Genomic DNA, 22,710 nt, shown 5'->3' with positions numbered 1-22,710 from the left:
CATGGTCCCAACAAACCACGGTGTCTCATCAACTTATCTTGAAGAATGAAGTGGGTCAGGACGAGATGGTCCTGACCCATTATTAGTGATCGGATAATCTGCAATCTGCACGTGGTGTACAGATGTATATATCAGAGTATGCCCAGCAGCTCGTGGTTTCTGCTGTCCCTTGCGAATACCGGCAGAGTATCCAGCGGGGCTTCTGCGGTGATCGTCTGACCGCCGTCGTACATTGCTCCGTCGCGAAGATCCTGCCACTGCGTAGTCGCGTCACCAGGCAGGTAGACCTGTCGAGATCTGGCTCCTTCCTCTACCACGGGGGCTACCAGCAGATCAGGTCCGAGCATATACTCGTCGGCGATATCGGAGGCGGCATCGTCATGGGGGAATTCGTAGAACAGTCCTCTGATAAGCGGCTGCCCGTCCTCATGTGCCTGGGCAAACAGCTCACGCAGATAAGGGCGAAGATGCTCTCGGATCTTGATGAACTTGACATAGATATCTTCGACGGACTTGCCGTAGCTCCACGGTTCATTGCTCGCCCCGGACGGCAATCGCCGCTCGCCCTGCGCTGTAGTGATGGCGGTCTTGGTGGTCCCATCGGGGTGATGCTGGCTGCGGTCACCGTGATTGCGCATGACGGGCGAGAAGCAGGAGAATTGTGCCCACCGCAACAACAGTTCACGGAAGGTGGGATCGTCGATATCGCCATCGTGGAAGCCTCCCAGGTCGGTGGTGAACCAAGGAATGCCGGCCATGCCCATATGGATGGCACAAGTAATTTGCGCTCTGAACGCTTCGAAGGTGGATGCAACATCGCCCGACCATACAAGAGCCCCATATTGCTGGGATCCGGCCCATGCGCATCTGGTGAGGTTAACGATCTGTCCCTGGCGCCCGTAGGCCAGTTGCCCCTCGTAGAATCCCTTGTTGTATTCCCTCGGATACAAATTGGCCGTTTGCTGAGCAGGCCCAGCCCAGTAGCGGTAATTGCTGAAATCGTAAGTGCCATACTCCGGTTCGGCTTCATCCAGCCAGAAGGCATCGACACCGACATCGGCATAGTGCTCACGACATTTCTCCCATACATATTGGCGGGCTCTAGGGTTGGTGGCGTCGTAGAACTGGCTGGGTCCCTCGAACATCATGCCGATGTCTTCGCCGTGGTCTGCTCGTACCAGCAGATTCTTGGCTTTCATCTCTGGATAGTTTTCAGAAGTCAGTGCTATTTGCGGCCAGACTGACACCATGAGTCGAATCCCCATCTTGTGCAATTCGTTGCTCATGCTGACGGGATCTGGCCAGAATTCGTCTTCGAATCTGAAATCACCCATGTGAGGCCAATGGAAGAAGTCAATGACAATGAGGTCCAGAGGGATATCGCGCTTTTTAAATTTTCTGGCGACCTCCAGCAATTGATCCTGGTTCCAATAGCGAAGCTTGCTCTGCCAAAAGCCAAGACCCCATTCAGGCATCTGAGGAGCATGACCGGTAGCGTCTGCGTAATGGGCCATAATTGAGCGATAATCGGCACCGGCTGTAACCCAATAATCAATCTGTCGAGTGCTGTCCGCCGTCCACTGAGTCTTATTTTTCCCAAAACTGACGGAACCGACGGCTGGGTTGTTCCATAGGAATCCGTATCCACTACTGGAGACGACGAAAGGTATGGAGATTTGCGAGTTCCTATGGGCCAGTTCGAGAGTGCAGCCTTTCAGATTCATGATGTTCTGCTGATATTCGCCCATGCCATACAGACGTTCGTTTTCTGGAGGCACGAATGTTACCTTGACCTGGTGGTCGCCTCCCGCGATGGGAGTGAAAGAACGCGCTCTTAAATTCAGGGAGCCGCCATCGCTCATCTCGCTGAAGAGCAGCTCGCCGTCCGCGCGCCAAAAGCTGAGCAGGCACTTGTCGGTATAGCCGTTGCCTGTGTCAATGCCGCCCGAAGCCTGCGCCTTGACCATTAAAGATCCGTTGATTATGGTGGCCTGTCCTCGTTGATCGTCGATGCTTATGTGCACCGCATCGGCAGGCTCGTGGTGGTCGCGTAAAAGCGCCCAGTCCGGGTCTTCAGGTTCATGCATCTGCGAGGATCGGACGCGTATCGAATCTGTTCCCCAGGGCTCGATGCGAAGGTATTCACCGTCGCTTGTCCACTTCAGGGCTTGGCCGTCGATAGTAAATGTTGAATGTTGCATTGATTCGGTACCCTTCCAACTGGTTGATTCACCTTTGAGATCAGTCCTTTATCGCACCTGCTGCGACTCCCGCAATGACATATTCCCGTGCGACCATCAGCAGTAATACGGTTGGCGCCGAAGCCAGAACAGCTGCAGCCATCAATGGTCTCCATTCCGGATTCTGTACCCTATAAAATTATAAAGGCCCATCGTGAGGGACGCGCTCCAAGAGGCTGAGATGGGCCAAGACTGCAGACCTTGATGATAGGTACTGCAGCCGGAGAACCTGGGGACGTTCAGCTTGAGTCAGAGCATGGCCATGGACGGTAACAGCCTTCCGACCGTACTTGCGCCTGGACCGCTCAGTCAATCAGGCCCTCCAGCTGGCGGCGGTTGATCAGGGAGGGGATGACGCCTTCGTGGGCGACGCTGAAGCCGGCGGCCAGATTAGCAATGTGGGCGGCTTTGTCCAGGGAGCATCCGCTGCACAGATAGGAGGCCAGGGCACTGATGAAGGCATCGCTGGCGCCGGTGTCGTCGATTGCTCGGGTCTCGTGGGCCGGGAAGTCCTTGTGTCCGCTGGCGGTGACCAGGGTGCAGCCGTGCTCGCCCAGGGTGATGATGACCTTGCCCACCCCGCCGTTGATGAACTGTTTCGCCTTGTCTGCCACGGATCCTGGTCCGGGTATCAGGGTGTTCAACTCGTTGAGATTCGGGATCAGGATGTCGATTGAAGTCAGCAGGTCTTCAGGCAGGTGGTCGCAGGACGACGGTTTGACGATGGTGGCGGCCTGGTGGCGCTTGGCTGTTCTGCATGCCTCGGCGACAGTGTCCATAGGGATTTCTGTCTGGATCAGGCAATAGCCGGCGTTCCGGAAGATCTGGTCGCGCTCGGTGATGTCGTCCGGGGTCAGGGACTCGTTGGCGCCTGCCACCAGGGAGATCATCGACTCGCCCTTGCTGTCGACGAAGATGTAGGCTTTGCCCGTGTCCGCGCCGATGACTCTGCGCACACCGGTGGCATCCACATGGGCTTGCCTCATGGTTTTGTAGATGTAGTCTGCGGCCGGATCACTGCCGACATTGCCGATCAGGGAAACTTGATGCTGCAGCCTGGCCACGCCTACCGCCTGGTTGGTGGCCTTGCCGCCCGGTGTGGAGGCGAAGTTTCTGGTCGTGGTGGTCATGCCCGCCTTGGGCAGGTTGGGGGCGGTCAGGTAGGTGTCCACGTTGATGCTGCCGACTACCACGATCTTCTTGCATTGCTGGTCCGGGGGCCGGCTGACAGTCTGCTCGCCGTCCAAGGCGAAGACGTGCTCGAAAGCCTCGCTTGGCTGGGATTCATGTTCGATGGCGTGGATGATCCGTCGGCACAAGTAGGCACCGAAGTCGGCATTGCGCATGACGTAGGACGATATCTCCGGGCTGCCAGGGTAGCGTAGGTGCACGTTGGTGTCGTTCATCAGGGAGACCAGGGAGAGGTCCTGGGGCAGACGGTAATGCATGGATTCGGCGAACTGGAGGAATTCCAGGGCATGGTGATAGTGGGATGCCACGATTCCGGTGACCTGCCGGTTCTCCAAGACTTGGGTCAGGTCCTCGCCGATGGTTTCCAGGACCATGTCAGTGTGGTATTGGATGTTGTGGTCGAACAAGCAGCGACGATAACCGTGCAGGAAGCTCTGGGTCCGTCTGCCCGGTGAGAGCAGACAGGCGATGCTGGTGTGGTGGCGCTTGATCAGCTCTTCAGTAAGACTGTATGCAGCCTCCTCATAGGGCATGAGCGCGGTCCGGTCGTCTCCCAGGGGTCCAATGGTCAATTCGGGAATCCCTTGTGCTTCGATCTTGCTTTTCAAGGCCAGGCTTGTGCGGTCGATCGGCTCCCAGACCATGCCATCCACTCGATGTTCCAGAGCTGCCAGGATGTTGCGTTCCTCCTGGTCGTGATTGCCGTAGCTGTTGAAAACCAGGGTGCCGTACCCCGACTTTTGTGCCTGCTGGATGATCCCATCCAAGGTGGAGTCCATGGAGATGGATGAGCTCAGCAGGACTCCGATTCTCCAGGTGGTGGTGTTGGGTTTGGAGGATCCGTAGGGCGTGTAGTGGTACTTCCTGACCAGTTCAAGGACCCTGTCGCGCGTGGCGGCTGTGATGCTCGCGTCCCTGTGATTCACAATCTTGGAGACCGTCGATGTGGATACGCCGGCAAGTTGAGCAATGTCCTTGATGTTCATGTGGTTTCCTGTCCTCCTCATCTCTGACGCTCCGGCGAACGGCTCTGTCGACCTGTTGGATCTAGCGAATCAAGCTTACCTGAGAGATCGTCATCGGAGGTTTCGCATTTGACACCCCATCCGGCTGTTGATAGTCTCTGTCAATGAAAGTTGTTTACTAAAGTGGTTTCTCAAAGCGGTGATGCGGATCTGGTTGTGAGCGACGGCCATCTGCAGAAATCGACATTCAAGGACCAAAGGCGGTACGGATTATGAGCGCGCGATCGTTATGGAGAGGAATCACTGCGCAGTTTTCGACAAAATCCTTGGTGCTGATACCCATCGCAGTGGGCATCAACCTCATCGGCGGGACTCTGAGCTCTACCCTCAAGCTGCCGCTTTTCCTGGACATGATCGGCACCACGGTCATCGCCTGTCTGTCCGGTCCCTGGGTGGCTGCCCTGTGTGGACTGCTGACCAACGTCTTCCTCGCCTTGGTGGCGAATCCGGTCTATCTGCCCTACGCGCTCTCCAGCGTTCTGTGCGGCCTGGTGATCGGATACATGGTCAAGGCCGGGCTCTTTAAACGGATATGGGGAGTCGTCCTGGTCTGGCTGGCCTGCGCCCTGGTCAACACGGTCACCGCCTCTCTGATCACCGTGCTCGTCTACGGAGGCGCCACCGGGGTCAATGGCACCTCGGTCCTCACAGCTGCACTGGTGGTGGCTGTAAAAAACATCGTTATCTCTGTGCTCTCCTCCTCCATGCTGGAGAATCTGATCGACAAGGGCATCACCGTCCTGATTGCTTATGTGATTGTGCGTCGAATCCCCAAACGCTTCCTGAGCCAGTATGCCCTGGACGGTAGCGAGGACCAGGCCGATCTGGACGACTTGGATGAGGACGAAGACGAGGATGGGCACGAAGCGGCTGGAGCGTCCAGTCAAGAGAGTTCATCGCAGCCGGTGAAGGTCGACATCGGGGCAGAAGCTGATCGGGGCTCATCGCCAGGTACCCCCGCGGACTTGGGCTGTGATCATACCCAAGGGTCTGAACGCTGATGCCTGGCCCTGAATCAAACGGGATTCCCGATTCTCCATTGGCTCGCATGCATCCCATGGCCAAGATCGTCGGCGTGTGCTCATTGGGCTTGGCGACCTTGGTTTGGCCGGACTTTACCTTGGGTCTGGGAATCATCGTCATGCTCTTTATCGCAGCGGCACTGGCCCGGGTGCTCCGGCCCTTCTCGGGCGTGATGCTGGGGTTCGGCATTCCCGTTACGCTCATGCTGCTGTTCATCCAGGGGTGCTACAGCCCGAGGAATACCAAGGTCATTCTCGACCTGCGATTTGCCGAGCTGGGTCTTGAAGGCAGCCTCTACGCGGCCAAAATCGTAGTGACACTTCTGGTCTTCCTGGGATCCTTCTACCTGACCAATAAAACTACCTACATGGGTCGCCTGGTTGCTGCTCTGACACAGATCGGCGTGCCTTCGAAGATCGGCTACCTGATTCTGGCCAGCCTGAATGTGGTCCCGCAGATGCAGCGCAGGATTGCGATCATTGAGCAGTCTCAGCATGCGCGTGGTCTGGAGACCGGCGGCGGTTTGATTTCCCGGGCGCGGGCCTTTCTGCCCCTGCTCGGACCGGTTGTTCTTTCCTCCCTGACGGATTCGCAGGAACGCGGGATGACCCTGGAGACTCGCGGATTCGGCATCCGGGGAGTGCGGCAGACCAGCTACCTTGAGGTGGTCTGGCGGCGCAGTGACACCGTCATGACCATCCTGTTCACCGTTTTTCTGGTGCTGGCCCTGATGCTCGCCTGCCTCTCGCGCGCAGGCATGATCACCTTGGCCATCCAGTGGGGAGGTCGGGCATGACCAAGGTCATACGAGTGGAGGACTTCTCCTTCAGATACCGTGATGCCGATCGGACCACCTTGAAGCGGGTGAGCTTTAGCGTCGAACAGGGCAGCTTCTTCTGCATCGTCGGAGCCAATGGATCAGGCAAATCGACCCTTTGCAACGCCTTGGTCGGTCTGATTCCACACTATTTCGTAGGCAAATCCAAGGGAAGCGTCAGAATTAAGGACAGGGATGTAGCCACTTCGACCATTGCCGATCTGTCCAGATACGTGGGCCTGGTCTTTCAGAACCCCTTCAATCAGCTCTCTTATACGGCCGGGACCGTGGCCGAGGAACTGGCTTTCGGATTGGGCAATCATGGGGTTTCACGTGAAACCATGCATGCCAAGGTGGCTCGGGTGGCTGCTCTTATGCATATCGAGGATCTGCTCGACAAGAACCCTCTGGAGCTTTCCGGCGGCCAGGTGCAGCGGGTGGCCCTCGGCTCGACCTTGATCATGGAACCGGACATCCTGGTTCTGGACGAATGCACGGCTCAGCTGGATCCGCTTGGCAGCGAGGAGATCTTCGACATTGTCAAGCGACTCAACCAGGAGGGGATCACCGTAGTCATGGTGGATCACGATATGGAGCGGGTCGCCCGATGCGCCGACCAGGTCATGGTCCTGGGCGCTGGTCGGGTCCGTGCCATGGGCACTCCCGAGGAGGTCTTCACCGATCCCGAGACCGTGAAGTGGGGGATTGACATACCGGATTACGTCAAGCTCGGCAGAGGTTTGCAGGACGCAGGATTCGATCTGCCGGATCTGCCCGTACGCGAGGACCAGGCGGTACGCATGATTCGGGAGGCGCTGCGATGAAAATCGACCTGGAGCATCTGGAGTACGTCTACCCGCATGGCCATCGTGCTTTGGACGGAGTGAATCTGACCCTCGAAGGCGACCGGCCCGTGGCGCTGATCGGTCAGAACGGCGCCGGCAAGACCACCCTGGCCAAGCATCTGAACGGCATCCTTAGACCGACCGGTGGTCGGATCTTGATTGACGGCGTCGATCTGGCAACGGCGAACATGGCCCAGTGGGCCCGGAAGGTGGGGTACGTCTTTCAGAATCCCGACGATCAGCTCTTTCTGGACAGTGTGCGTAAGGAATTTGAGTTCGGTCCCCGGCAGCTTGGGTTCGATCAGGATCTGATAGGGCGACGTCTGGAGCAGGTGGCTGAGTTAGTGGGTCTGGCGGACCGGTTGGACGATCATCCTTTTGATCTGAGCCCTACTGAAAAGAAGTTCTGCGCCATCGGTTCCGTCCTCATGATGGATACGGGTGCCGTGGTCTTTGATGAGCCCACATGCGGGCAGGACAAGGCTGGCAATGATCGACTGGCTGCCATCATCGCCCGTCTGCGGGACCAAGGCAAGCTCTGCATCACGATTTCCCACGACATGAAGTTCGTCACCCGCAACTTCCCCAGGGTTGTGCTCATGCAGCATGGCCGGGTCCTGCTGGATGGCAGCCGCGAGGAGGTCTTCGCCCGGGAGGATGTGCTCAAGCAGGCCTATGTGACACCTCCGCCCATCACCCGAGTGGCACGGCAGGTCGGGTTGGAGGGCCCGGTCTTCACCGTTTCCGGCTTTGTCGGTGCAGCCCGGCGGGCCAAAGCGGGGGCAGGAATTTGAGTTTGGACACGACAAGAGCAAAAGGAGTGAAGCAATGACCAGACCACTGATCATCGACACGGACCCCGGCATCGATGATGCTGCGGCCATTACGATGCTGGTCGACGAGCCCAGCTTCGACATCAGGCTGATAGCCTCGGTGTCCGGCAATGTGGGCATCGGCCACACCACCAACAATGCCCTGAAGCTGCTGACCTTCCTGGGCAGGCGCATCCCCGTGGCCCGTGGCGCTGCGGCCCCGCTCATGCGTGACAACAGGTTCGCCACCGAAGCCCACGGCAAGTCAGGGATGGGGTCATTCGTCTTCCCTGAGCCGGACACCAGCCTGCTGACCGAGAACAATGCGGTCCTGGAGGAGCGGCGGGTGCTGCTGGAGAGCGATGAGCCGGTCACCATCCTGACCCTGGGCCCTCTGACCAACATCGCCCTGCTGCTGGCCACCTTCCCGGAGGTCAAGGACCACATCGACCGGATCGTCATGATGGGAGGCTCCACCGGACGCGGCAACATCGGGGTCTATGGCGAGTTCAACATCTCCGTCGATCCTGAGGCTGCCAAGATGGTCTTCCGCAGCGGGCTGCCCGTGACCATGGTCGGCCTGGACATCGGTCGCAAGGCCCATCTGGTCGCCGGAGACCTGGACGACCTGGACGCAGCCGGCGAAGTGGGCGGCATGGTTGCCTCCCTCTTCCGGTCCTACGACGGCGGACATATCGAGGAGGGAATCAAGATGTATGACCCCTCCGCCGCCATGGTCCTGCTCCAGCCCGACCTGTTCACCATGCGCCAGGCCTTCGTGGATGTCGAGATTTCCAGTCCGCTCACCCTGGGCGCCACGGTGGTCGATTACGACGGCATCCTGGGCGGCAAGGCCAACGCCAGCGTCTGCGTGGACGTGGATGTGGACGGGTTCCGCTCCGCCTTTGTCGACAGGGTCGGCCGGGTCCAGCGCCAGTAGCTTCCGCATTGAGAAGAACCGAAAGGAAACTAAGGAAAAATGAGTGAGTCAACTGTCTCCGAGGAGCAGAAGAACGGCATACCCGTTCCCGAGGAGGGGACTCCCGAGTTCGCGAAAATGAACAAGATGGCCCGCGTGGCCATCCCGGTGGTCCTGATCATCTTCACCCTGGGCGTGCTCCAACAGCAGGCCTTCGGCATGATCTACGTGAACATCGGCAAGCAGCTGAACCAGGCCAATCTGGCGCCGCTGATCACCTCCCTGCCGGGCATCATCCTGGGAATCGTCTGCGTCATCTACGGATCCCTGGGCGATTTCGTCTCCCTGAAGAAGATGATGATCCTGGGTACGATCGTCTTCGTGCTGGGGTCGATTCTGGGGTGCTTCGGCACTTTCAGCATCTGGATCGTCATCGCCGCCCGTGTGGTGCAGTCTGCCGGTTGGCAGGTTTCCGGCTCCATCTTCCTGGTTCTGGTCTCCAAGTATGTGGAGAAAAAGAAGCGCGTGCTCTGGTACGGTGTCTTCGTCGCGGTCTTCCGCTTCGCCGCCGCCCTGGGAGTCTTCCTGGCCGGCTACATGACCCTGCTTGACTGGCGCTGGCTCTTCGGCGTGGGCATCCTGGCCGTCTTCTTCATTCCTGTTCTGGCCAAGAACCTGCCCGACCAGCATGCAGCTGGCGTCAAGATCGACGGCATCGGCTTCACGCTGATCGGACTGTTCGCCGCTTCAGTGACCATGTTCTTCACCGACATCAACTGGGGCTGGGGCATCGCCTGCATTGTGACCCTCGTTGCATTCGTGGTATACATCAACAAGGCCAGCAACCCCTTCATCACTCCGAAGATGCTGACCAACCCTGCCTTCGCCATGACCATGACCGTCATCTTCGTCGGCTACTTCTTCAGCTACACCCTGAACGCGGGCGTCAACGCCATTGGTCTGAACGTGTACGGCATCGACTCCTCCAAGGTCTCCAACCTGCTGGTCTGGTCCATCATCCTGGCTGGCATCATGGGATTCGCTGCCGGGCCTATCATCCAGAAGATCGGGCGCAAGGCTTCGGTCATCCTGGCCCTGGCTTGCATGGGCGGCGGTCTGATCGCCATCGCTTTCCTGATTCCTGCCGGCAAGATCTGGGCCCTGGCTGTAGCGCCCTGCATCTACTACTTCGGCACCTCCTTCTTCTACCAGCCCATCGTTGACACCGCGACCCTGACCGTGGCTCCTGAGGAGTCCGGGCGTGTGCTCGGCTTCAACGACCTCCTGCAGGCCATCACCGGCTCTGTCGGCGTCGCCCTCTTCGGCCAGCTCATGGCCAACGGATCCATGGGTTCGGGCAGCCTGGCCGGCACAGCGCAGGGCCTGGCTTCGACCTACGCCAATGTCTTCATGATCGGCGGCGTGATCATCCTGCTGGGCTTGGTGCTCTTCATCTGCTCCATGAAGATGATCTACAGCCACTCCCGCGTGGCTGAGGACGAGGACTGATCTTCCGAGCTGCTTAATTGAGAGAACCGGGTCTGGGATTTACTCCTGGGCCCGGTTCTTCTCTATAAGGGTGTGGATAGAATTCCGTTGGGCATGATGGGCATATCTTCCGCAACGCCGTTGGCGGGTGAACAGCTTTCGGTCTAAAAATGTCCGGATTATGGATGCCGGTTGGGCGGTTGCATCCTGGTGCTCTAGCATCGTGGCCATGGAGAAAACGACATCACTGCAGCCCTGGTTGCCCAAGGGTGTCTTCTTCTATGTCGATGCCCGATGGCGTTGATGTTTTAGCCGGTTCTTCTTCTAATTCCTGGATTTACCTCTTTACCTCGGTGTTTGAGGTTGCTCTTTTATTATCTGTGGACAGGCTGCCACAGGAAATCCATATTTATGGCCTGCTGAATCGGCATCAGGTGAGGTTCATCTGCCGTTTCCAAACCGCAGTACTTGACTTAGGAAGTGCCCTAATGACTATCAACGTAACCATGGAATCTAGCCGATTCTCCAGTGACCTCGATGCTCTGGCCATCTACAGACGGCTGTGCACCAGATATCGGGAGGATCAGCTTTTCCTCCTGGAGTCTCTAAGTGGCCCAGATAAAGACCGGAATCGTTCGGCAATTGGGTTCGAGCCGATGCTGAGTCTGAGTGTGACGGACCATGTCATGACCATTGATTCTCTAGGCAATGCTCAGCTGACAGGAATCCTGGAGACATTTGGCCGGATTGAACAGGGGGTGGTAGACCATCCGGTCCCCGACATCAAGGAGGTCTTTGCAGTGCTGAGGCGGTTGGAATCCTCCTTCGTCATCAGCGGTGACCACAAAGGCCCTTTCGGGATGGGCTGGTTCGGCTACTTCGGGTATGACACCATCTTCATGATCGAGGATCTGGAGGAGCATATACCAAGGGACGCGGCCTTGCCGGTCATCTCGTTGACGCTTTATCAGGGAATCATCACCTTGGATCTGAAGGCCGGCGGCCACTGCGCCACTCTGATTCATGTCGAAGAGGCCTATGCCGAGTGTGGTATTCCAAAGGTCGGGGAAAAACCGCGAGAGCGCGGATCTTCAGTACAGTCTGGTGTGCAGGTCCAGAATGCGTCAATGGAGAGCGGCGGGTCCGGGCATGGATTCGCGTCGTTGGAAGAGGTGCTGGGACTGCTCCAATCTGACGTATCGCCGGGGCAATCCCCTGAATCGAAAGCTGCCCAAGGTGGCATTGGGCCGGACTATCCATATGAGGCCCATGACACAATCGATCGGGACCGTTTCTATCGGTGGTTTGCCAAGGGAAAGGAGCACATAGCCCAGGGCGATGTGTACCAGCTCCAGCTCGGGCATGAGATCCAGGTGGATTCCCGCATTCCACCCTTCCAGGTCTACCGGCGGCTGCGTCTGCAGGATCCGTCCCCCTATATGTACTACTTCGTGACTCCCCAAGGGGTGCATGTCATCGGAGCCAGCCCTGAGCTCTTCATTGGGCTGACCCCAGACGGTGACATAACCCTACGGCCCATCGCCGGCACGGTCGGCAACCCCGGAGAAGAAGAGGCCCGCCAGGCGGCCATCAGGCAGCTGATCGGCGACCCCAAGGAGCGGGCCGAGCACCTGATGCTGGTGGATCTGGGGCGCAACGACGTAGCCAGGTGCTGCACACCAGAATCCTTGAAGGTGGACCGGTTGATGACTACCGAGGTCTATTCCCACGTCATTCACATGGTCTCGGATGTTGTCGGCCGGATCCGGCCTGGCCTGGACAAGTACGACGTCTTCTCGGCCGCCTTCCCCGCCGGTACCATGACAGGAACCCCCAAGGTACGTGCCGTGGAAATCATTGAGGAGACCGAGGTCAGTTCGCGCGGGGTGTACGCCGGGGCAGTGGGTTTCCTTGGATTCGACGGTATGGTCCTGACTGCACTGTGCATACGGACGGCCTCCTACCATTCCGGCAGCTATCACCTGCGTGCATCGGCCGGGATCGTTGAGGACTCCCAGCCGGAGAGCGAGTGGCAGGAGACCATGAAGAAGATGAGTTCGGCCTACCTGGCCATCACCGGAAAGGAGCTGGCCCATGAAAGTCTTGCTCGTTGATGCCTTTGACAGTTTCGTCTATGTGGTCAAGAACTACGTGGACCTGCTGGGCGCCGATACGACCATTGTCAGGGTAAACCACCTTGCGCAGGTGGATCCGCTCGCTTTCGATGCGGTCATTCTGGGCCCCGGACCGGGTCGTCCGGAGGACTGCGGCTACCTGGAGTTTCTTGATCAGGTGGCAGGAAGGAAGCCGGTCTTCGGCATCTGCCTGGGCATGCAGGCCATCGCGGTACATGCTGGAGCTCAGGTGGTCAGGGCCTCCAGTCGTCAGCATGGCAAGGTGAGCGGAATAAGAAACGACGGGAAGGGCTGCTTCAAGGGCCTGCCCGATACTTTCGACGTGACCAGATACCACTCTCTGGTTGCTGACGAGGCCTCGGTCAGTCGGGTTGCCGATCTGGAGATCAGCGCGCGCTCGCTTCTGGATGGTTATGTGATGGGTCTGAGGCGGAACCGGTCGCTCATGGAGGGTGTCCAGTTCCACCCCGAGAGCATCGGCAGCCAGTATGGTCACCAGGTGATTGCCAATTTCTTCCAGGAGTACTGCGGTTCATCAGACGGGGACTGACTCATCAGGCCAGGCCGGGTTCCTTTCCGTATAATCCGCCATGTAGTAAGCAAGGCTGTGTTTCCTCTCTATCGGTCTTGCAAGATGCTGTGGCGAGGTTCAGCTCGGCAACCATGGCCTGATACTTACATAGTCAGAAGGGTCCGTGTGATTACTCTCTGATTTGTGGGTCAAGAAAGACTGGAGTGGGTTGTCCGCGCATGGCAGGTCATCGCCCGCTCACGGGATCGGTCAGTCAGGACATCTCGCTGCGACCTTGACGCCAATATCCCATGAAAGAGACGTTGCGCCGGTTCATTCCCCGGTCTCTGACCAGCATGCGCCTCAGCTCGCGGACGGTGGCCGCCTCTCCGGCGATCCAGGCGTACAGCTCGTCGGCATGAATGGAAGCATCTGCTTGGGTGGCATTGGCAGTCTCCCAGAGCAGCTCTTTGTCGATGTCGACCTCTGTGAATTCCTTGGAAGATTCGGCTGCTGCGACCGTAGGCGAATGGATCGGCAGGTCCTCCAACAGGTTACGCATGGCTTCGATGAGGGCGTGCCCATGCCCGGATTCGTCGCAGGTCGTCCAAATGACGCGGATTCCTTCGAGTTCGGGCAGTGGAAGACGATCCTCTTCGGCCGGAACTTCGATCAATGCAACCCCCTCTCCCTTCCAGTGGTCACGAATCAGGCTGTCTATTATGGCGGCGATGGCTGGTACCGCTGTCTCATCGCCCACCAGGAGAAGATGTCTGGATTGGCCCGGGTGAAAGTCCATCCCAGCGACCGGTCCTCCGGCCTGCGCATTAGGGCCGATGATGATGGCCTGGTCGCCAGGTTTTGCAGCCTCTGCAAAGGCTCCAGCAGGTCCGGCATGATCGTGGATGACGAAGTCCACATCTATTTGCTCGCTCTCGGGCCTGACCTTGCGAACCGTATAGGTGCGCATGGGATTGCGACTCTCTGCGGGCAGGGTCCTCCACTTTTGATACCAGGCGAGCGGATCCTCAGGGGTCGCCTCAAAGAAGGAAGGGGGCGGCACGGATCCGTCGGGAAGGGGCAAAAGGATTTTGATTCGCTCATCGTACCCGGCGTCTGCAAAAATCTTCAGATCCGGTCCCTGGAAGACGATTCGCTTGAAGTGGGGCGAGAGCGTTTCTGCTCTGGCTACGGAGACACGGAAGGGGATCAAGGGTACAGGATGATTGTCGGCTTGGCGTTCCACGGCTGGCTCTCTTTCGGTTGAGGTTTATGGGTCGATCTTGGTGTCGGGTTGTCGTCGTTCAGGTTGTGGCAGTTTGTGACTTTGTGGCTTGAGACCTCGCGGTTCAGGACGTCGGGGTAAGCGATGTGGGGAGCAGGACGAGAGGTTTTACATCATTGGGTTGTTTGGTGTCGTCCTGCCGCGTCATCCCAGTGTACGTGTACATTGCAAGCCCCGCCAGAGTGGGCTTTGAGACTATGGAGGGGTGTCGGGGTCATCAAGGGGGCACCGGTGGACCCATCGGTCACCACAGTGGAAGCGATGTCGAATACCTCGCTGACCAGGTTCTCGGTCATGACCTCATCGGGAGCACCCAAGGCGACCCTCCTGCCATCCTTGATGGCCAGGATCCAATCCGAGTATCTGGCAGCCATGTTCAGGTCGTGGAGGACCATGACCACCGTGACGCCCTCCTGCCTGTTCAGGGTGCTCAGCAGGTCAAGCACCTCAAGCTGGTAGGCGATGTCCAGGTAGGTGGTCGGCTCGTCAAGCAGGAGTATGTCGGTCTGCTGGGCCAGGGTCAGGGCAATCCAGGCGCGCTGGCGCTGGCCTCCGGACAGGCGGTCGATTGGGCACCCCGCCATGTCGGTCAGTCCGGTCAGGGCGAGGGCTCGTTCCACTGCCTTTTCATCCTTGGTGGTCCACCGTTCGACGAAGTGGTGGTGGGGATATCGGCCGCGAGCAACTAGGTCGGTGATGGTGATGCCGGCGGGGGCTGACGGGTTCTGCGGCAGCAGCCCCAGAATCGTCGCCACCTTGCGGGTGGGCATGCTGGTGATGGGTTCTCCGTCCAGCGTGACGGCCCCCGACGCCGGTTTCAGAATCCTAGCCATGGCCTTGAGAAAGGTCGACTTCCCGCACCCGTTGGGTCCGATGATGGATCCCATCGTGTGTGGAGGTATATCAAGACTCAGGTCCTCGATGACCGTACGTCCGCCATAGGTGAGGCGAAGATGCGAGGCGGCCAGCCGATGCTCGCTGCTCCAGGAGTTGTGTGCCGGGGGTGACGTCATGATGTTCAGAGCTCCTGTCTGCGGGTCATGAGGACCATGATCGCGATGAGGACGGGTCCGCCCACAATGCTGGTGATGATGCCGACCGGCACCTGGGCCGAGGGCAGATGTTGGGCGACGATGTCCGAACCCAGAACCAGACAACCTCCTACCAGGCCTGACTGGATAAGGGCTGATGCTCCCCGGCCGACCAGGACCGCGGCGATGGGGCCGGAGAGGAACGAAACGAAGGAGATGGGACCGGTAGTCGCTGTTGCGACGGACAGGAGCAGCACGCCTACGATAATCACCTGAAACTGAACACGGCTTACCCTGACGCCCAGTCCTGCGGCCATCTCCGGTCCCAGCTGTAGGGTGCTGACATTCCTGTCGAGTGCCAACAAGAGCGTGGCGCCGAGCAAGGTTGTTGTCGCCAGTATCGGCAGATCGGTCCACTGGGCATCGGCCAGGCTGCCCGTCAGCCATCTGGTCGCAGCCTGGATGTCCCACTGGTCGCTACGAATCATCAGCCAGGAGCCCAGTGCGTTGAACCCTGCGGCTACTCCTATTCCGATCAGTATCAGCCGGGTCGGGTCAAACGAACCGCGCCAGGCCAGGGCCATGACCAGGAGGGCTGTCAGAAGACCACCCATGACCGCCAGGCAGGCCAGAGGCATGCCCGACAGACCCAATACGACAATGCCGAAGATGGCAGCAGTGTTGGCTCCGGCAGTAATGCCGATGATGTCCGGGCTGGCCATCATGTTGCGAAGGAGATGCTGGAAACCAATTCCGGCCATGCCGAATGCGATGCCGGCGACACAGCCAATTAGTGTCCGGGGCATGCGCAGTTGGAGAATCACGAACCTGGTGCCTTCGTCTGACTGCCCCCAAACCACTCCAAGCAGGTCGCTCATGGAGTAGGCGCGGTGTCCCAGTGCCAGATCGGCCAGTGCGAGAGCGACCAGGAGTATCACAAGTAGGACGGTAACTGTCAGCGAACGAATGGCATGGGCCCGTCGTATCCGCTGCAGTTTGGTCATCGTGTCGGATTTAGCCGAATCATAAAGGAGACAAGCATCCATGCCTATACCTCCGCGGTTCTTCTGCGTCCGGCCAGAATCACGAATACGGGAGCTCCGATCAGCGCTGTGACGATGCCGACTTCCACATCGGATGGACGGGTGATTATCCTGCCCACCACGTCGGCACCAACCACCAGGAGGGGGCCGATAAGGATGCTCAGGGCCATGATTCGCCTGTAGTCGGGTCTTATGAGCAGTCGTGCCACATGGGGAACCACCAGCCCGACGAAGCCGATCGGACCTGCTAGTGCCGTGCATGAGGCGCAGAGGAGTATCGCCGCAAGCCAGGCCATGCTGCGGACACGCCCGACGTGCATGCCCAGCCCCTCGGCCATCTGGTCCCCCAGGGTCAAAGCGTTGATTCCGGGCGTCAGGCAGAAGGCGAGTATCAGTCCAAGAGCGAGAAGAGGCAGGACCGGCATCATGAGGTCGAACCGGGCGCCCGAGATTCCGCCCACCTGCCAGAAGCGATATGAGCTGATGACGTTGACGCGCGGCAGAAGGATGGCGGAGGTAAGGGATCCCAGTACCGAACTGATCACGACACCGGCCAGGGTCAGCCGCAGGGGCGATGGGCCGGATGGACCCAGGGATCCTATAGCCCAGACGACCAGTGCGGTCATCGCGCTGCCCAGCAATCCCACCCAGACATACTGGGCTGGCGTTGAAAGGGAGAAGAAGGCCATGGAGCAGACGATTGCAAGAGCTGCCCCCGTGTTGAAGCCCAGAATCGACGGGTCCGCCAGCGGGTTGCGGGATATGCCCTGCATCAGGGTCCCGGCCACCCCGAGCCCGGCACCGACCAGGATACCGAGGACGGTGCGGGGAATTCTCAGGCGGATGGCCGAGACCGCGATGTCATCCGAGGAGGCGGACAGGGCATTGAGGATGTCGGAAAGGCTGACGGAACGGGATCCGAAAACCAGGGACAGGCCGCAGACCATGACCAGACAAGCCGTCAGGATCAGCCCGGACAAAACCATGGGTCCGGTTCTCTTGCGATGCATGACGGCCTGTCGAGTATCAGGGCGCGGTGTCATTTCTGACCGCATATCGGCGCTCCCTCTTCCTTTTCCATCCCTTCCCTGCGGGGCCGAATCAGACCTTGGCGGCAGCCTCGCCCAGAAGCCCTGCGTAGGTGTCGGTCGTCTTCCGGATGGACAGGGCCGAGGGGTCAAGGGCGTTGGCCATCTCGCTGTCGTTGTCGATGACCACAACGGATCCGCGCTCAACTGCGGGAATCTTGGAAAGGAGGGGGTCCTTGCGCATCGCTTCAAGTAGGTCCGGGGTGCCGTAGGTGACGATGATGTCGACGTCCTTGTACCTGTCGGCATGCTCGGAGGAGATCTCCTTGTAGAAGTCCTTGGTGCTCTTGGAGTCCTCCTTGATGGATTCCGGAGTCTCCAGGCCCAGGTCGTTCAGGAATTGAGGCCGGGCGTCGGAGGTGGTGTAGACGCTGAACTTGGAGAGCTTGGCGGCATCGAAGTACATGACCGCCCCGGTCTTCCCCTTGATGGCTGAGTGGGCCTCTCCGGCCTTTGCGATGCGCTCCTCCATGTCGGCTATTAGCTTCTTGCCCTTTTCGGGTTCTCCGATGGCCTGGGCCGTGGCGGTGATGACCTTGCGCCAGGGGTCGCCCCAGGCAACCTTCTGATAGGCGATGGTGGGCGCAATCTTGCTCAAGGTGTCGTACTGCTTCTTGGTCATGCCGGAGAGCAGTCCGATGATCAGATCGGGTTTGGATGCGGCGATGGCCTCGACATCGATGCCGTCTGATTCGTCATGCAGCTTGGGCATGTCCGCCTTGTCCACATGCATGTCATCCAGGGCATCCTTGGTCCAGGTCAGGTATCCGCCATCGACGGTCTTGCCGAAGGTGTTCTTCTGGATGCTGACCGGCACGACCCCCAAGGCGATGAGGTTGTCGGGAGTGGCCCATCCGACGGTGGCGATGCGCTTGGGCTTGGAGAGTATGGAGGTGGTGCCGTAGACGTGGTCGATCTTGATGGGGAAGGAGCCTTGCTCCTCCGAGGCTTTTGGCTGGCCGGATTGGCCTGCCTGCGAGCCCGACCCGCAGGCTCCCAGAAAGAACAGGGCGCTTGCCAGCACCAGGATGACTGCGATAGTGCGCTTGAATCGAGTGAGGGAAAGGAGTGGTCGAATGTGCATGTGGTTCCTTTGATCGTGCTGTCGAATTGGCATGGTGCACCAGAGCCAGACACCAGATGTAGCATCGGCACGATGGGAAGAAAAGAGTTGATTTCCTTGATTGCATGTGTTAAACGGAGCATATGCCGACCACAGTGTCCTTGCGATCAAGGGCATGAATAACTTGATGAACTCGGGCCTTCTTGCCACTGCGTAAACCATCCTCAACCACTAAGGCCTTGAATGAGGTTAGGTCAACCATGTTGGACGTGGATCACGGGACTTACCCCCCTTCGTCGCCTCTTCGTCATGACCATGCTGGTAATAATGGAGTATCCGCTAGCCTCGGGGTGAGGAAGCCCGGGGGAGAGACCTGGAAGGATGGTAGGCCACTATGGTTGGTATGCGCGATGTCGCCCGGGCCGCGGGGGTTTCGATCAGCACAGTCTCCTTGGTGGTCAACGGTACCGGCTATGTCTCGGACGAGATGAAGGCTAGGGTCCATTCGGCCATGGAGGACCTTGACTACATACCCAACGAGCTGGCCAGGAACCTCTACCGCAACCGGACTGACATCATCGGGGTCATCGTGCCCACGATCCGTCACCCCTTCTTTGCTACACTCACGGCCAGCCTGCAACGGGTCCTTTACCAGCACGGTTTTCGCACCATCCTCTGTTCCACAGTCGATGTGAACCAGGATGTGGATCAGTACGTCGACATGCTCCGCAGACATATGATGGACGGAATCATCATGGGGGCCCACACCACTTATCCTGCCTCCTACTGGACCTCCATCGGGCGCCCATTGGTGGCCTTTGACCGCTACCTGGGACCCGGCATCCCTGTCGTCGCCTCCGACCACGAGGGTGGGGGGCGCTCCGTGGCTGATATCCTACTCAGTTCCAAAGCCCGTCACGTGGTTATGATCGGCGGCCCGCGCGAGCAGTTCCATGACATGCCTCGGGCTGGTTCCAACCGGGGAAGGTCGGCGAAAAGACTTGCAGACCCTGTTCAACGGGGGGGCGGAGCCCTGGACACTACCTTCCCCACGGTTCGTTACTACCTGACGTTGGAACACGCGCTGGACCAGGCCGACGTCCGATACGAGTACGTAGAGGCGGGGGCTGTCGAGAGTCTGGAGGGCTATGCCAGGGCGGTCAACCATGTGCTCGACTCCTATGACGACGTCGATGCCGTGGTTAGTTCGGATATTGGGGCGGCGTATTGCGTCCAGGAGGCCATACGGCGGGGTATCAGGATTCCGGACGACCTTCAGGTGATCGCCTACGACGGCACCTACCTGGCTGATGCGGCCGGCATGAGGCTGACCGCCCTCCAACAGAACTTCGACAGGATAGCCGAACTTCTGGGCCGGCGGATCATTGAGTCCATCGAGGTCGACGAGAAGAGGGACAATACTCGAAGGTCGGGCAGGTCCTCCGAAGGTGGCAGGACCCAAACCGGTGGCGGCGGTCGCGAGTGCCGGGACAGGGGCGCGTATTCCGCGGCCCGTCGTGGTGGCCAGATCGGCGTGTCCGAAGGGGAGGATCCACATGCAGGTCCGGATTCGGTAGCGGAATCTGCCATGGATGGGAACAGATTCGTGCATACTGTGGCGGATGTGATTCCTCTGCACGTAAGGATCGGCGAGACCACCAAAACCAACTGAATCGGCATTTGGCTGGGCCCCTCCCAGAGATGAGCCTGACCGGATCCAAAGGCTGGCGGTTATGTTCCAGCGTGAGGTCAGGAATCCGTTGCACCATGTGTGCTTTTCAAATGTATCGAACCGGTTTTATGATACTATCGAACCCGTTCGTCAGACGTGGCGACGACGGGTTCGATATTGCGTTTGGCGTCTCTTTGGGGAGAGCTGTGACGTGCAGGGCTAGCAGGGCAGATGACCTAAGGAGGCTTCATGGATAACAAGGTCCAACTGATTGCATACGCGGACCGGTTCGGGGACGGTACGCTGGCCTCTCTCACCCATCTCCTGCGCACCCGCTTTCAGGGGGTCTACGAAGGTGTGCATATCCTCCCCTTTTTCGCCCCCTATGACGGGGCTGATGCCGGTTTCGACCCCATAGACCACACCCAGGTGGACCCCCGTTTGGGGACGTGGGATGATGTGACCGAACTCAGCCGTACCCACGACGTGATGGTGGACACCATCGTCAACCACATGTCATGGAAATCCAGCCAGTTCCAGGATGTGATGGCCCGCGGGCAGGGCAGCCCTTACTACGGCATGTTCCTGACCATGTCGACGGTCTTCCCTGACGGGGCCACCGAGTCCGACTTGGCCGGCATTTACCGCCCGCGTCCGGGCCTGCCCTTTACCCAATACACCTGGGCGGGCGAGACGCGCCTGGTCTGGACCACCTTCACTCCCCAACAGGTCGACATCGACACCGACTCCCAGGGTGGATGGGAGTACATCCTCTCCATCCTGGACCGGCTGGCCGCCAGCCATGTGCGCTACATACGGTTGGATGCCGTGGGCTACGGAGCCAAAGAGGCGGGCACCAGCTGTTTCATGATTCCCAAGACCTTCGAGCTGATCGGGCGGATTAAGGAGGAGGGGGCCAGACGTGGTCTGGAGACCCTGATTGAGGTCCACTCCTACTACAAAAAACAGATTGAAATCGCTTCCAAGGTTGACAGGGTCTACGATTTCGCCCTGCCTCCTCTTCTCCTTCACGCCCTTTACACAGGAGACGTGGCCGCGCTGGAACATTGGATTCAGGTGCGTCCCCAGAACGCGGTGACCGTCCTTGACACCCACGATGGAATCGGGGTGATCGACATCGGCTCCGATCAGCTCGACAGGAACCTGAAGGGGCTGGTCAGCGACCAGGCGGTGGACAACCTGGTCAGGACCATACACAAGCGCACCAGGGGCCAGTCGGCCGAGGCCACCGGTGGGGCCGCCAGTAATCTTGATCTCTATCAAGTGAACAGCACCTACTACTCGGCCCTGGGCTGCAACGATCAGGCCTACCTGGCCGCCAGGGCAGTCCAGTTCTTCCTGCCCGGAGTGCCCCAGGTTTATTACGTGGGGGCTATGGCTGGGCCCAATGATATGGACCTCCTGCACCAGACGGGCAATGGGCGTGACATCAACCGCCATCGTTATTCCACCATGGAGGTGGATGAGAATCTTCACCGTCCGGTGGTCAGGGCGCTCAACGCACTCTGTCGCCTCCGCAATGGACTGGATGCCTTCGACGGGTCCTTCTCCAGCCGGATGACGGATACAGGCCTTCTTCTGGACTGGGCCGGGCAGGCCAGTCGGGCCAGGCTGGCCTTCACCCCTGCCCGTGGCCTGGGCGGGGATGCCCTGGTGCCTGTCGCCAGCCTTGAGTGGGAGGACGGTCAGGGGAGTCACCGTTGCGGGAACCTTCTTGAACTGGAAGGGCTGGTTCCACGGGTCTGAACTAGACTCGGTGGCAGGCATGTGATCGCACCCATGGCCCCGTGCAGGCGATCCTGCGAACTGCCCGGGGCCGTGCGGGGAGACGGAGGCTGATGTGAAGCGGTTCTTCAACCAGAACAACGTCTTCTTCAGGTTCATGGGCATTCTTTTCGACCTGATCGAGCTCAATCTGATTACTCTGATCTTCTGCATACCCGTTTTCACGGCTGGAGCCGCCTTCGTCGCTATGCACTACGTTCTCTGGCACATGGTCCGTGGAGAGGATTCCTACATAGCCATGCAGTTCTGGCACTCATTCAAAGATAATTGGAAGAATGCCACAGTCATCTGGTTCCTGGTCATGATCGTCGGCCTGATTATGTGGGTTGACGTGCATGCCATGGGAGAACTGTCACGGTCGGGGCGGAGCCTTCTGGAGGTCATCTTGATCGTAGTTGCCCTGCTCACCGTATCCGTGGCCGAATATGCTTTCTTTCTGCTCTCCCGGTACGAGAACACCGCCATTCAAGCCCTGACCAATGCTGGCAGGCTGGCCCTGGGATTCCTCCCACGGACCTTGGCCATGACCGTTATCACCATAGGGGCCGCTGTTTTCTACGCTGCATACCTGGTCTACCTGCTCCCTCTCGTGCTCCTGCTAGGGTTCACTCTCCCTCAATACTGTTGCGCCTGGCTTTACAACCCGATTTTTAAAAGGCTCGAAGAAGGTGGGAAGGCGGACTGACCAAGAATCGGCAGGGGTGACGGTTCCCAGG

At 59.0% G+C, this 22,710-nt stretch carries 17 protein-coding genes and 1 pseudogene; 11 read left to right on the top strand and 7 right to left on the bottom strand.

What is annotated here, in order from left to right:
• Positions 1–131 precede the first annotated feature (131 nt).
• On the bottom strand, positions 132–2,201 hold the full coding sequence (locus H3T90_RS05170; protein ID WP_198229808.1) for a glycoside hydrolase family 31 protein: 2,070 nt from the start codon (positions 2,199–2,201) through the stop codon (positions 132–134).
• A 344-nt stretch (positions 2,202–2,545) separates the two neighbouring features.
• Complete coding sequence (locus H3T90_RS05165) at positions 2,546–4,417, bottom strand: PfkB family carbohydrate kinase (protein ID WP_198229807.1); 1,872 nt, start codon at positions 4,415–4,417, stop codon at positions 2,546–2,548.
• A gap of 251 nt (positions 4,418–4,668) precedes the next feature.
• On the opposite strand from H3T90_RS05165, the pseudogene H3T90_RS05160 reads away from it, so the two are divergent.
• The 8 genes and pseudogenes from H3T90_RS05160 to H3T90_RS05125 all read left to right on the top strand — a co-directional run.
• Positions 4,669–5,310 (top strand): annotated as a pseudogene (locus H3T90_RS05160) (ECF transporter S component); the annotation flags it as partial.
• 146 nt (positions 5,311–5,456) lie between these two features.
• Positions 5,457–6,275 (top strand): energy-coupling factor transporter transmembrane component T, encoded by an 819-nt coding sequence (locus tag H3T90_RS05155; RefSeq protein ID WP_198229805.1) that lies wholly within the window; start codon positions 5,457–5,459, stop codon positions 6,273–6,275.
• Positions 6,272–7,120: an energy-coupling factor ABC transporter ATP-binding protein gene (locus tag H3T90_RS05150; protein WP_198229804.1), complete on the top strand. Its 849-nt coding sequence runs from the start codon at positions 6,272–6,274 to the stop codon at positions 7,118–7,120. The genes H3T90_RS05155 and H3T90_RS05150 overlap by 4 nt, the downstream gene beginning before the upstream one ends.
• Positions 7,117–7,935, top strand: coding sequence for an energy-coupling factor ABC transporter ATP-binding protein (locus H3T90_RS05145; RefSeq protein ID WP_198229803.1), 819 nt, complete (start codon positions 7,117–7,119; stop codon positions 7,933–7,935). Before H3T90_RS05150 ends, H3T90_RS05145 begins: the two co-directional genes overlap by 4 nt.
• A gap of 34 nt (positions 7,936–7,969) precedes the next feature.
• On the top strand, positions 7,970–8,893 hold the full coding sequence (locus H3T90_RS05140) for a nucleoside hydrolase (protein ID WP_046323516.1): 924 nt from the start codon (positions 7,970–7,972) through the stop codon (positions 8,891–8,893).
• 39 nt (positions 8,894–8,932) lie between these two features.
• The gene (locus tag H3T90_RS05135; RefSeq protein ID WP_046323515.1) at positions 8,933–10,381 is read left to right on the top strand and encodes an MFS transporter; all 1,449 of its coding nucleotides are present in this window, start codon (positions 8,933–8,935) and stop codon (positions 10,379–10,381) included.
• A 467-nt stretch (positions 10,382–10,848) separates the two neighbouring features.
• On the top strand, positions 10,849–12,474 hold the full coding sequence (locus tag H3T90_RS05130) for an anthranilate synthase component I family protein (protein ID WP_198229802.1): 1,626 nt from the start codon (positions 10,849–10,851) through the stop codon (positions 12,472–12,474).
• Positions 12,455–13,045 carry an anthranilate synthase component II gene (locus H3T90_RS05125; RefSeq protein WP_198229801.1) on the top strand — a complete coding sequence of 197 codons (591 nt, stop codon included), beginning with the start codon at positions 12,455–12,457 and terminating at the stop codon, positions 13,043–13,045. Before H3T90_RS05130 ends, H3T90_RS05125 begins: the two co-directional genes overlap by 20 nt.
• 235 nt (positions 13,046–13,280) lie before the next feature.
• On the opposite strand, the gene H3T90_RS05120 is transcribed toward H3T90_RS05125, so the two are convergent.
• The 5 genes from H3T90_RS05120 to H3T90_RS05100 all read right to left on the bottom strand — a co-directional run bounded on the left by H3T90_RS05120 (position 13,281) and on the right by H3T90_RS05100 (position 18,537).
• Positions 13,281–14,252, bottom strand: coding sequence for a siderophore-interacting protein (locus tag H3T90_RS05120; protein WP_198229800.1), 972 nt, complete (start codon positions 14,250–14,252; stop codon positions 13,281–13,283).
• 152 nt (positions 14,253–14,404) lie between these two features.
• Positions 14,405–15,304, bottom strand: a complete 900-nt coding sequence (locus tag H3T90_RS05115) for an ABC transporter ATP-binding protein (protein WP_198229799.1) — start codon at positions 15,302–15,304, stop codon at positions 14,405–14,407.
• Positions 15,305–15,309: 5 nt separating this feature from the next.
• Positions 15,310–16,368 (bottom strand): FecCD family ABC transporter permease, encoded by a 1,059-nt coding sequence (locus tag H3T90_RS05110; RefSeq protein WP_198229798.1) that lies wholly within the window; start codon positions 16,366–16,368, stop codon positions 15,310–15,312.
• 2 nt (positions 16,369–16,370) lie between these two features.
• Positions 16,371–17,420, bottom strand: a complete 1,050-nt coding sequence (locus H3T90_RS05105) for a FecCD family ABC transporter permease (RefSeq protein WP_198229797.1) — start codon at positions 17,418–17,420, stop codon at positions 16,371–16,373.
• A gap of 46 nt (positions 17,421–17,466) precedes the next feature.
• Positions 17,467–18,537 carry an iron-siderophore ABC transporter substrate-binding protein gene (locus H3T90_RS05100; RefSeq protein ID WP_198229796.1) on the bottom strand — a complete coding sequence of 357 codons (1,071 nt, stop codon included), beginning with the start codon at positions 18,535–18,537 and terminating at the stop codon, positions 17,467–17,469.
• Between the two features lie 373 nt (positions 18,538–18,910).
• Between H3T90_RS05100 and H3T90_RS05095 the strand changes: the two genes are divergently transcribed.
• The 3 genes from H3T90_RS05095 (at position 18,911) to H3T90_RS05085 (ending at position 22,679) form a co-directional block, all read left to right on the top strand.
• On the top strand, positions 18,911–20,188 hold the full coding sequence (locus tag H3T90_RS05095) for a LacI family DNA-binding transcriptional regulator (RefSeq protein ID WP_198229795.1): 1,278 nt from the start codon (positions 18,911–18,913) through the stop codon (positions 20,186–20,188).
• A gap of 249 nt (positions 20,189–20,437) precedes the next feature.
• A complete protein-coding gene (gene gtfA / locus H3T90_RS05090) occupies positions 20,438–21,955 on the top strand; it encodes a sucrose phosphorylase (protein ID WP_198229794.1) in 1,518 nt (505 codons plus the stop codon).
• A 94-nt stretch (positions 21,956–22,049) separates the two neighbouring features.
• Positions 22,050–22,679 (top strand): YesL family protein, encoded by a 630-nt coding sequence (locus tag H3T90_RS05085; RefSeq protein ID WP_332468237.1) that lies wholly within the window; start codon positions 22,050–22,052, stop codon positions 22,677–22,679.
• Positions 22,680–22,710 lie beyond the last annotated feature (31 nt).

The organism is Bifidobacterium polysaccharolyticum (genome assembly GCF_016101585.1).
In the GTDB taxonomy this organism is placed as follows: domain Bacteria; phylum Actinomycetota; class Actinomycetes; order Actinomycetales; family Bifidobacteriaceae; genus Bombiscardovia; species Bombiscardovia polysaccharolytica.
This window is presented reverse-complemented; position numbering and strand designations above follow the sequence as displayed.